The sequence below is a fragment of the Fuerstiella sp. genome (assembly GCA_022447225.1).
Lineage (GTDB): Bacteria > Planctomycetota > Planctomycetia > Planctomycetales > Planctomycetaceae > S139-18.
In genome coordinates, this window is the sequence record JAKVAZ010000002.1 from 37,503 (window position 1) to 49,463 (window position 11,961).

Annotated in this window: 8 protein-coding genes; 5 read left to right on the top strand and 3 right to left on the bottom strand. The window is 52.7% G+C overall.

The features are described from left to right. Nucleotides 1-54: 54 nt before the first annotated feature. The 3 genes from MK110_02400 to carB form a co-directional block, all read right to left on the bottom strand. On the bottom strand, nt 55-1,269 hold the full coding sequence (locus MK110_02400; protein MCH2210124.1) for a DoxX family protein: 1,215 nt from the start codon (nt 1,267-1,269) through the stop codon (nt 55-57). A gap of 22 nt (nt 1,270-1,291) precedes the next feature. Next, complete coding sequence (locus tag MK110_02405; GenBank protein MCH2210125.1) at nt 1,292-2,341, bottom strand: FAD:protein FMN transferase; 1,050 nt, start codon at nt 2,339-2,341, stop codon at nt 1,292-1,294. Between the two features lie 101 nt (nt 2,342-2,442). Then, the gene (carB, locus tag MK110_02410) at nt 2,443-5,721 is read right to left on the bottom strand and encodes a carbamoyl-phosphate synthase large subunit (GenBank protein MCH2210126.1); all 3,279 of its coding nucleotides are present in this window, start codon (nt 5,719-5,721) and stop codon (nt 2,443-2,445) included. 514 nt (nt 5,722-6,235) lie between these two features. Here carB and MK110_02415 point away from each other — a divergent pair. From MK110_02415 to MK110_02435, 5 genes are all read left to right on the top strand, one after another. Beyond that, nucleotides 6,236-7,195 carry a nucleoside hydrolase gene (locus MK110_02415; GenBank protein MCH2210127.1) on the top strand — a complete coding sequence of 320 codons (960 nt, stop codon included), beginning with the start codon at nt 6,236-6,238 and terminating at the stop codon, nt 7,193-7,195. A 186-nt stretch (nt 7,196-7,381) separates the two neighbouring features. Continuing rightward, nucleotides 7,382-8,185: a uroporphyrinogen-III synthase gene (locus MK110_02420; GenBank protein MCH2210128.1), complete on the top strand. Its 804-nt coding sequence runs from the start codon at nt 7,382-7,384 to the stop codon at nt 8,183-8,185. A gap of 113 nt (nt 8,186-8,298) precedes the next feature. Then, the gene (gene rph / locus MK110_02425) at nt 8,299-9,030 is read left to right on the top strand and encodes a ribonuclease PH (GenBank protein MCH2210129.1); all 732 of its coding nucleotides are present in this window, start codon (nt 8,299-8,301) and stop codon (nt 9,028-9,030) included. Between the two features lie 162 nt (nt 9,031-9,192). Further along, nucleotides 9,193-11,184 (top strand): MFS transporter, encoded by a 1,992-nt coding sequence (locus MK110_02430; protein ID MCH2210130.1) that lies wholly within the window; start codon nt 9,193-9,195, stop codon nt 11,182-11,184. 131 nt (nt 11,185-11,315) lie between these two features. Then, nucleotides 11,316-11,795 (top strand): hypothetical protein, encoded by a 480-nt coding sequence (locus MK110_02435; GenBank protein ID MCH2210131.1) that lies wholly within the window; start codon nt 11,316-11,318, stop codon nt 11,793-11,795. Nucleotides 11,796-11,961: the final 166 nt, after the last annotated feature.

Below are 11,961 nucleotides of genomic sequence, written 5' to 3' on the forward strand. Positions count from 1 at the left end.
CGGAGTGCTGATAACTTATTTTTGAATATGAATAATTGTTCAGGAATGGGTGTGTTATGCCGAAGCGGTTCCGACTTTCCGACCACGGAACCATGCGTCCACACCGAACCACCGCCCTGTCGGCAGAGAGGCGATCGCCAGCAATGCAATGACCTCAATCAGATTCTTGTTGATGATGTAACTGTGTTCCGGGCCTGGTATTTCCGGCACCCCGGGCAGCGGAGGCATCGCCAGGTAGAAACTGAACAACATTCCTGCGGCTGAGATCGCTGCGAATCGGGTAAACAGACCGGAGATCAGCAGGATTCCAAGAATTGTCAGTCCCCACATCGTCGTCAGATCAGCAATACGCAGTATAGACCACGGTTTTGACTGTAGACCGCTTTCGATTTGATTCGGAGTCAGCAGCCCTCGGGCTTTCTCGTGAAATTCATTTTCCAGAGATTTGACCGGAGTCGTGATTTCGGCCCGTAACGACTGTATTTTTTTCCAGTCTGACTGAAGATGATCCCATTGAAAATGGGTTTTCGCGTTGTCTCGCAGATTTTGGTATCGAGTCAGCATTGCCCGATATTTTTGCTTTTGACCGACTCGCTGAGAGTCTGCATACGGTTTTAGCTGAATACCCAGAAGCTCAGGATTTCCCTTGAGTGCTCCCGCGAGTTTTTCCTTGTATCCAATGCCCCGTTTCTGCCTTTGGTAGACTTGCTGTACCGCTTTCTCATACTGCCTGCCGGCCTCGTCATCCTGGTCTTTTACGATTCTGAGTAGTTTATCCCGTTCACTGTCTTTGAGATGGTTTCTTCCGTCAACATAAAGTCGCTTCCGTTTGGCATCATACCATACGTTCTTTTCACTGACCCGAGCCGCTTCTCTGAGACTGGTGACACCCGCCGGCAGCGATTCCAGTTCAGCAGCATAGGCGGGCCGTCCGTCGACATTGCCAAACGCTCCGTTCAGTAATTTGTCCAGACGCTTCGACTGATCTTTGCTGAGATCATATTGTGAGCGGAATCGTCGTGCCCAGTCGTCCCATCGAGCTGCTACCACATCGTAATTTAGCCAGTCCAGGTCATCCGGATCACCTGCCATTGATCGAAAGATATTCCTGAAAGGCCCCTCCGCATTTTTTAGATATCCGACTGATGACCAGGGGCGGGGAGTATCAAGTGTGTCGAGTTTCCAGAGACCTTCGTAAAGCAGCTGCCAGCCTATTGCCAGACGCAGTATCACGAGAATTATTACGGCGATGATAGAGTTTCGCTGCATGTCCATTACCTGGGTTGACTTTTCAGGACAGGGCAACCAGCCCTTCGTCCCAGTAAAGCTGGTCCGGTGGAATTCCGACGACAACAGGCTGAATTCGGGCACCGCTTTCAGGAAACGGAACCAAAATCGCACCAACCTCCCGGAAATTATCACAATACTCGACGGCCTTTTCGACCCCCAGTACAAAAAACGCTGTGGAAAGCGCATCAGCAACCGCTGCTGATTCAGCTAAAACCGTCACCGACAACATTCCTTCAACCGGCCAGCCAGTTCGCGGGTCGAGAATATGGCCAAATCGACGCCCTTCGCAGCGAAAGAATTGTACATTTGAACCGCTCGTTGACATTGCCTGATTCCTGAGAATTACCGTTCCCAGTCGACGATTTGTCAGCAATGGGTTACCAATCCCAACCGGCCAACCAGCCAAAACGTTGTGTTCACCACGGGCGATCAGGCTGCTGCGACCTCCGTGAATCAAAAAACTCTTCGGTCGAATTGCCCCTGCTTCAATGATTTCAATGGCACGATCCAGTGCAAATCCTTTGCCGATGGCTCCCGGATCCAGAGACAGGCCGCTGGTTTGCACTGTCACTGTTCGGGAACAGTCATCCAGTCGGAGATGCTGCATCCCCGAAGTGCTCACGGCGTGCCGGATCTCAGTGTTTGTGGGAATTCGTTGTTCTGCCCTGCACTGTTTCCACAGCCGGATTTGAGCACCGGACGCCAGATCAAATGCTCCCCCGGTTGTTTCCGACAGATTTTGCGACAGTTGAAGTATCCGGAACAGGCCATCGGAAACCGTAATGCGGCATCCTTTGTCGAGTGCGTTTAGCTGTGACAGTTCGCTTTCGGGTTGATACGAACTCAACCAGGATTCAATCGCGGGTACGACTTCCAGTCCATCACCGCAGTTCAGTAATTCAGCGGTTTCCCCGGCATTGACTGCTGCTGCAAAGTCGCAGGCCATCGCATGGATGCTGAGTCTCAGTGTTGCCCCGGCAACAGGCAGGTCGCGCTGCCTGACCACTCTACCAAACAGAAGATCACGCCGCGATTTTTCCGAACCAGCCATTTGATTCATTTTTCAACAGCGAATTGGCGCGAGAATGTGCCGGAAACTCATACAGCCTTTTCAATATGAACCTTAGGCGGACAGAGGAAAACGGCATGTGTTCAGGAACGTTGATACTCGGGAGAATTGAGTTCCTGCATCCATTCCTGAATGGTACGAATCTGTGGATCCGGCTGACCACGGAGTGCTTCCAGGGCTTCGACAACGGCCACACAGCCTGGCAGTGTTGTTACACAGGGAACCCGGTGTGCCACCGAAGCAGCCCGAATACGTCCTTCATCCGTTCGTGCGCCCTTTCCACTTGGCGTGTTGAAAATGAATTGAATTTCACCGTTTGCCATAACGTCCAGCAGGTTTGGTCGACCTTCCTGCAGTTTGCGAACAACGTCCACTTCGATCCCGGCTTCCCGGAAGACGCGGGCGGTTCCCGCTGTACAAACGATATCGAATCCAAGCTGCTTCAAACGACGTGCGGTACTGATCATCTTGTTTTTGTGACCGGCGGCCACACTGATGAATACTTTCCCTTCGGTCGGCAGCTGAGCCCCGGCGGCGATCTGGGACTTGGCAAACGACACCGGAAATGTTTTATGAATCCCCATGACTTCACCCGTTGATCGCATTTCCGGACCAAGCACAATGTCGACTCCAATGAATCGATTGAACGGAAAGACGCTTTCTTTCACGGACGTGTAGTTCGGTACAATTTCATGGGTCTGGTTTTGTTGTTTGAGGGTGACGCCTGCCATGACCTTTGCGGCAATTCGAGCCAGCGAACGGCCGGTGGCCTTGGATACAAAAGGTGAAGAACGGCTGGCACGAGGATTCACCTCCAGGAGGTAGACAATAAAATCATCGTTTTCGGCCTTGACCGCGAACTGAATATTCATGAGTCCCCGTACCTGCAGTTCTGCGGCGAGAGACCTTGTGGCAGCACGGATTTCCTGGAGCACTGATTCCGGAAGAGAATGAGGAGGCAGTGCACAAGCCGAATCTCCTGAGTGCACACCGGCTTCTTCGATGTGCTCCATAATCCCTCCCACGATCGTTGTCTCACCATCCGAAATGGCATCCACATCAACTTCGATTGCGTCTTCCAGGAATTTGTCGATCAGGACCGGTTTTTCGGGAGAGGAGTCGACTGCTTCCGTCATGTAGCGAACTAAAGATTCCTGGTCGTAGCAGATTTCCATGGCTCGCCCCCCCAGCACGTAACTCGGACGCACAAGGACCGGGTAGCCGATTCTGTCGGCTGCCGTTCGAGCGCCCTCTGTGTTGACTGCTGTTCCGTTTGGCGGTTGACGCAGTTCCAGTTTTTCCAGGATGGCCTGAAACCGCTCACGGTCTTCGGCCGCGTCGATCATGTCCGGGCTGGTGCCAATAATGTTGACACCGGCGGTTTCGAGTCCACGGGCGAGATTCAGAGGCGTTTGTCCGCCGAACTGTACGATCACACCATCCGGGGCCATTCGGTCGTAGATATTCAGAACATCTTCTGTAGTGAGAGGTTCGAAGAACAGATAGTCTGAAGTGTCGTAGTCTGTCGAAACCGTTTCCGGGTTCGAGTTGACCATAATACTTTCGATTCCAAGTTCTTTCAGTGCAAACGCTGCCTGGCAACAGCAGTAGTCGAATTCAATTCCCTGACCAATCCGGTTTGGGCCACCGCCCAGTATCATGATTCTTTGTGCGTCCTGTTTCTTGACAGGAGTTTCGTCTTCCTGTTCATAGGTGGAATAGTAGTATGGTGTGTGTGCCTCAAATTCTGCGGCGCATGTGTCTACCTGCTTGAATGTCGCCTCGATTCCCAGCGACTTGCGATAGCGCCGTACTTCCATCTGTGAGGTATTCCACCAGAACCCCAGTTGCGCATCTGAAAATCCGTTTTGCTTGGCTCGTTTCATCAGTTCAGGTGATACGTCCTGAATACGTGCCATCGACCGGATTTCGTCTTCGATTGATATTAACTGACGCAGGTTCCGCAGGAACCACGGATCAATGTCCGTCAGGGCGAAGATGTCATCGACACTCATGCCCGACCGGAACGCGTAACGCAGCCAAAAAATCCGACCTTCGTTGGGAGTTGACAGCTTCTTGCGAATGGCGTCTGTATCGGGCTGTTGACTGGTGCCCCACAAATCCTTCTTACCGCCGCCGAATCCGAACTGTCCGATTTCAAGGCCTCGCAGTGCTTTTTGCAGTGACTCCCGGAAAGTGCGTCCAATGGCCATCGTCTCGCCCACAGATTTCATCTGCACCGTGAGTGTGGGGTCGGCTTCCGGAAATTTCTCGAACGTCCAGCGAGGAATTTTGGTCACGACGTAGTCGATGGTCGGTTCGAAACAGGCCAGGGTTTCCTGGGTGATGTCATTGGGAATTTCATCCAGCGTGTAACCCACCGCCAGCTTGGCGGCAATTTTTGCAATCGGGAAGCCGGTCGCCTTCGATGCCAGTGCACTGGAACGACTGACTCTTGGATTCATTTCGATGATCGTCATGCGACCCGTGCGGGGATCGATGGCGAACTGAACATTGGACCCCCCTGTTTCCACACCGATTGCCCGCATACAGGCAATGGTTGCATCACGCATCCGCTGATATTCCTTGTCCGTCAGCGTTTGCGCCGGAGCGACTGTGATGGAATCACCCGTATGAACTCCCATCGGATCGAAATTCTCAATCGAACAGATGATGACCACGTTGTCAGCGCGATCACGCATCACTTCCATTTCGTACTCTTTCCACCCAAGGATGGATTCTTCCAGCAGTACCTCTGTCACCGGTGAGAGTTCGAGTCCCCGGCGGACGATGTCCTCAAACTCGTGAATGTTGTATGCAATTCCTCCTCCGGTTCCTCCAAGTGTAAAACTGGCCCGTACGATCACCGGCAGGCCGATGTCTTCGACGGCCGTTTTTGCTTCGTCCAGCGTGTGAACTGCGGCGCTTCTGGGGACTTCCAGGCCGATTGCGGTCATCGCTGTCTTAAACGATTCACGTTCTTCGGCCCGGTTGATGACATCCTCGCGTGCTCCGATCATTTCACAGTTGTACTTTTCCAGAATCCCTCTGCGAGCCAGATCCATGGCCGTATTGAGTCCGGTCTGCCCGCCAAGCGTTGGCAGCAGCGCGTCAGGTCGCTCCTGTTCGATGATCTTTTCAACGTACTGCCATGTAATCGGTTCAATGTAAGTTCGATCGGCTGTATCCGGATCGGTCATGATCGTGGCAGGGTTGGAATTGACCAGAACGACTTCGTATCCCTCTTCACGAAGAGATTTGCAGGCCTGTGTGCCCGAGTAATCAAACTCACAGGCCTGTCCGATGACAATGGGACCGGAACCAATGATCAGGATCTTATGGATGTCTTTACGCCGTGGCACTATTTATATTCCTGCACGATATGGTGGTGCTGGTTTCAACATGGTGATGCTGGTTTCAACCGTTTGCGAGGGGCACGGACCACCCGTGTGAATACTCTTCCCCGGAGTAAACGGAGAATCGTGCCCGCTGGCAGTGGAGGCAGCAAACCGCGCAAAATCTGGAGAAGGTTAACAGCAATCCTGGGGCATTCAAGAATCGGGCCGGAACGGTTTGTATGATGAACCATGAATGAGACGAAATCAGTCTCACTGAGACCGGATTGCTGCCTTCTGAGTGGTTCGATGGCCTTTTTCTTGCTGTCTGCAGACAACGGCTGGTTTGTCAGTCTGTTTCTGAGTCATTTTATCCGGTGTGTAACGGCTGACATGTTCCACCTGCCGGCGGTTGCTCCATCCCGTAAAATTAATTCATGGAGGTCTTCCGTATCCGTTCGTGTCGACAATTCTTCATTGTCGTGACCGGATTCGGTACAATGACCAAACGCGACAATTCTGCAGCAGACGGGGCCGTGCTTTGGTTCAAAAGCTGATTATCGACGCCGATCCGGGTATCGGTGATACCCTGGCCATTTTGACTGCAATGGCCGATCCCTCCATCGAACTGCTGGCCGTTACAGCGTCTGCCGGGATTGTTTCCGGCGTCCAGGCAACTCGCAATCTGCAATACCTGATCGAACTGATCGATCCTGTGCGACATCCGCGAATCGGTCAGTGCAACCTGCCGGCATCGATTAATGACGCGATGCCTGAGGTTGCTGATCTGTTCAACAGTCTGAATGGCCGTCACGGACTTGGCGGGACAGACGTACAGACTGCTGATCTTCATAACCGCCGGGAGTCGATCAAGCTGATCGTCGATATCGTTCGCGAATTTCCCGGTGAAGTTCGGCTGCTGACGCTCGGACCATTTTCAAATCTTTGCGCTGCCGCCGATTATGATCCGGAATTATCGGAACACCTGCACAGTGTCGTATCGCTCGGGGGCAGTACCCGAGCGGCAGGGGATGTCACTGCAACTGCTGAGTTCAACATATGGGCAGACACTCAGGCCGCACGTGCTGTCTGTGGAGTGCCGGTGCATAAAACTTTGGTCCCGCTGGAAATCAGTCGGCAGCCGGTACTCAGTTTTGACGACGTTGACACGTTATGCGGATTTCTGAAAAACACGACGAAAGGAGCTTTTGTATCCCGCCTGCTCCAGTTCTCAATTCGCGGATATCGTAAATACAGGGCTCAGGAGGGAATTCCTCTGCAGGGAGTTTCAGCACTTGCCGTGGCTGCCAGCGCCGAAGCCTTTCAGGTTGAAAGCGGACTGATCGATGTTGAAACGACCGGGGAGCTGACTCAGGGAATGACGGTGATTGATCGGCGCCCGATTCGGTCACGGCGCAATAACTTTGACGTAGTGACGTCAATCGATGATCTTGGTGTTGTGGACTATTTTACCCGAGCTATTCGTCGCATTTGTCAGTGAGTTATGTTTCTGAACCGGTGTTGTCATGTGATGAACTCTTTTTTCTCAGCAGCGTTGGACCCTGTCATTGTGTAACGTGTGGTGGTCAGGGGATGACATCAGACGAAGTCCTGGCCGGATTTGCACGGTTGTTTCCTTTTTACCGGGCGTGCAATGCGGTCATGACAGAATTGAAGCAGACTGATCATGTTGGACCTTCCTGTCGTATGCAGTTTTGAAAGTCGTCGTGCGGAACAAATGTTCCGACTGATCGAACGTCACGGCGGACAGCCGATTGTTGCCCCTTCGATGCAGGAGATTCCTCTGGAAAACAATCGGCCGGCCGTTCGAGGCATTCATCTGCTTGCTTTGGGAAAGGTCGACTTCCTGATCCTGCTCACCGGTGTGGGAACGACTGCCATGATGGAACTGGCGCGATCGATATCACTGGAACAGCGACTGCTGGAGCAAATGGCCTGCCTGCCAATTATTGTTCGGGGACCCAAACCGGCCGCCGTGATTCACAGGCTGGGACTCCAGCCTGCGATTTCAGCGGAATCACCTAATACCTGGCGAGAGGTTATGGCGGCTATCGATGCAGCCGGTCTCAGCCTTCAGGGACGAACTGTGGCCGTGCAGGAATACGGCGTTTCCAGTCCGGACCTGACTGGTGCTCTGCAGTGTCGAGGAGCTGCCGTACAGCACATTCCGGTCTATCGCTGGGCCCTCCCTGAAAAACAGGCACCGTTGCGACAGGCAATCCATACATCCGTTGACGGAAAAACGGATATGACACTGTTCACGAGTGCTCAGCAGTTACGGCATGTGCTGCAGGTGGCTCGGGAGCTGGGTCTGGAGGACAAATGGCTGGGGACTGTTCCCAATATCGGTTCGATTGGTCCTACCTGTTCGGACGCAATTCGTGAGGCTGGTCTGCAGGTTTGGTTTGAAGCAGACCCGCCAAAAATGGGCCCGCTCGTTCGAGGCGCTCTGGAACAGTATAGTTCGTAGCAATTCAGACGCGTAGTACGATGTATACGGGCATTTTCCGGTCGGAAAACTGCGAATACCCAAGCTTTGTCTTGTAGGCAATCAAGTTCAATCTTCCACAGAAATCTGTTTCCATGGCTCGACATGACGGACGTGCAGTTGACGAATTGCGACCCATTTCTATTCAGCGTGGATTTACAAAAACAGCTGCAGCAGGTGTCCTGGTCCAGGCGGGCGACACGATGGTGCTTTGTACCGCCAGTCTTGAAAAATCGGTTCCGTCGTGGCGTCATCCTCGTGATGAACATGCACCGGTACTCGGCTGGGTGACTGCCGAATACAGTATGCTTCCTGGCAGCACATCACCTCGAAAACACCGAGACCGAAAAAAAGTTGATGGTCGAACTACTGAGATTCAGCGACTGATCGGCCGAAGTCTGCGCGCGGCTGTCGATTTCGAAGCGCTGGGAGAACACACAATTGTTGTTGATTGCGACGTTTTGCAGGCTGACGGCGGCACGCGTACTCTCAGTACGACGGGTGGTTTCATTGCGTTGTGTGAGGTGATCCTTTCGATTGAATCAGAGAGACCCATACTGCGAGACAGTGTGGCGGCTGTCAGTGTGGGCGTGATCGAAGGCAAGCCCGTACTGGACCTGGATTACGTTGAAGACAGTTCTGCCGATGTGGATATGAACGTCATTATGACCGGCAGTGGTCGATTCATTGAGGTGCAGGGGACTGCAGAAGGGGAACCATTTGATGATGAGACTTTGCAGCAACTGCTGAGTCTGGGTCGCAGTGGGATTCAGCAACTCACGCAATATCAACGGAAGTCGTTTGGCGAACTGTGGCCGCTCAAATAGCCTTCTCCGCAGACAAAATTTGTCAGTTTTCGAAGTGTTGACTTCTGAAGTTCTGGGGGCCGACGCTCTGTCGGAGCCGCGACGGTTGAATCGGCCAGTGGATTTGTCCGGAGTCTCACCTCCCGAAGACATACTGGTCGCTGAAATTTTCAAGCCGAATTCATGCCAAAATACAGAGACACACCCGATGAGATCGAAGGAATGCCCAGGGGGGTTCCCTACATCATTGGTAACGAAGCTGCTGAACGCTTCAGTTTCTATGGAATGAAGTCCATCCTGACCATTTTCATGGTCGACTATCTGCACCGGATGGGCAATGTCTATGTCGCCCAGGGGATGTCAAACGCTGAAGCCACTGAGCATTATCACACGTTCACAGCACTGGTGTACTTCTTCCCGCTGGCCGGGGCTTTGCTGTCGGACACGATTCTGGGAAAATATCGCACGATCTTCTGGCTGTCACTGGTCTACTGCGGCGGCCATGCCGCGTTGGCCATGATGGGCGTGCCGATCATCACGGCTGGTATGTGGCTGGTGGTCGGACTGTGGCTGATCTCCGTCGGATCAGGGGGCATCAAACCCTGTGTTTCGGCTCATGTGGGAGACCAGTTTGGAAGTTCCAATAAGCACCTCCTCAGTAAGGTCTATCAGTGGTTCTATTTCAGCATTAACTTTGGATCATTCATTTCGACGCTGCTGACTCCGTGGCTGCTGGAGCACTATGGACCTCACTGGGCCTTCGGTATTCCAGGTGTACTGATGGCAGCCGCGACACTACTGTTCTGGATGGGGCGACGCGTCTTTATCCACATCCCACCGGCCGGAAAAAGTTTTCTAACGGAGACATTCAGCTGGACCGGAATCTCTGCTGTGCTGAAACTCAGCCTGATCTTTTCTTTCGTGGCTGTTTTCTGGGCGTTATTTGACCAGACCGGATCGTCATGGGTACTGCAGGCCAGGGATTTAAACCGGTACTGGCTGGGGCGAGAATGGCTGGCATCTCAAATTCAGGCAGTCAATCCCATCCTGGTGCTGATCCTGATTCCACTTTTTCAGTTTGTGATCTATCCATCCATTGACCGAGTTTTTCGACTGACGCCAATTCGGAAAATTGGTATTGGACTGTTCGTTATGGTTGCCGGCTTCGCGATTATTGCAGTGCTGCAGGAACGCATTGATGCGGGATCACAACCATCGATCTCCTGGCAGTTCCTTGCCTACGGCGTGCTGACGGCCTCGGAGGTGATGGTGTCGATCACATGTCTGGAATTTGCCTACACTCAGGCACCCAGAACAATGAAATCTCTGGTGATGGCAGTTTTTCTGGCTTCTGTGTCACTGGGAAACGTCTTCACTGCCGTCGTTAATAATTATATTCAGACACCGGCCGTGTCGTCTCTGGCCGCAGGACTCAACGTTCGGTTACTCAATCCAGGGGACGTCATCGAATCTTCGCAGTGGAATGCGACCTGGGAAATCGATGGCAAACAGCAAACCATTCAGGAAGCCGGAGCAGACGGACAGGCGGGTACCGGTGACGATATCACACTGGTGTTGGATGAGAACGGACAACTTGTTTCGGTCCGCACGTCTTCGACTACCGCATTTGAAGAAGCTGCTGAAAAGATCGAAGCGATGTTTTTTGCCGACTTGGCCAATGATAGTGAAAAGAAACTTCCAACTGTCGAAGCCGGAAACAAAGAATTACAGTCGGCAACAGACAGTTTTGGTAACCCGATCCGTTACAGACTTCAGTCGCGGGACAGTTATCAGCTGATTTCAGTCGGAGCTGACGGGCAGGATGAAACCCGGTGGGACATGATTTTGACCGGATCCGTGAGTCGCAGAAAAGCAGACACTGTTGATCCAGCCGGCGATGCAATTCCGTATTTTAACTGGCTGGAACGCAAAACGATCGAACAGAAGTCGGGAGGCGACAAATCAAAAGTACCCGGGATTCAGCAGGAAATTCTGAACAGTCGCGGTGGTGGAGGAGAAACCAGTTTTTCCAGAGATTTCACGGTGGGTGGGCGAACACTTTTGGAAAGAGCCGATTATTTCTGGTTTTGGACCGGGTGCATCCTGGCGACGGCAGTCCTGTTTATTCCTGTTGGTCTGTTGTATAAAGAAAAGACATTCATTCAGGGCGAGTAGGTGTTCCGGCTTCACAGGCTCGCCGAAATGTCAACCACGGCTTGTGGCCGGAACTTCTGTATGACAGACTGCCATTCCTTTCTGAAGTAAGGTGGCCGGCATTCATCGTATCAGTTTAGAACAGTGCAAACATGGACCCTGATCTCATCCTTCCTGTCATCTCCCGCTGGGCTCACATTGGCTGCGCGATCGTGCTGATCGGCGGGAGCGCATTTATCTGGCTGGTGTTGCAGCCGGTTCTTAGAGATGAAAGCTCAGATCTGCACGATCGGATTCGTGGCCGCTGGAAGATGTTCGTCCATCCTGGCGTGCTGATCCTGCTGTTCAGTGGTGTCTACAACTTTGTGAAAGCGGTTCCGAATCACCGTGGAGATTTGCTATACCACATGTTGCTTGGAACCAAAATGCTGCTGGCCTTGATTGTGTTTGCTCTGGCCTCCATTCTGGTTGGCAATAAGCCTGGGACTCAGAAAATTCGCAACAACGCCCGTAAATGGCTGGGTCTGACGCTACTGTTGGCCATTGTTATTGTAGGCATCAGTGGATTCGTCAAGATCCGTCCGTATTCGGTTCCTTCAGCTGCGTCTGTCGCGGATGCCAATACAGAATAAACGTCCTGCGGCGTGCTGAAAGCTGACGCAGCAATGATCTGGCGACGTGTTTTCGTGAGCTGGTGCAGACAAACGGGCGAGCAACAACCTGTGACACTGCGCGCAGATCTGTCATTCAGATACGGGGCACGGACTGGCCGTGGGTTCGGATTAATTTGACTGGTGA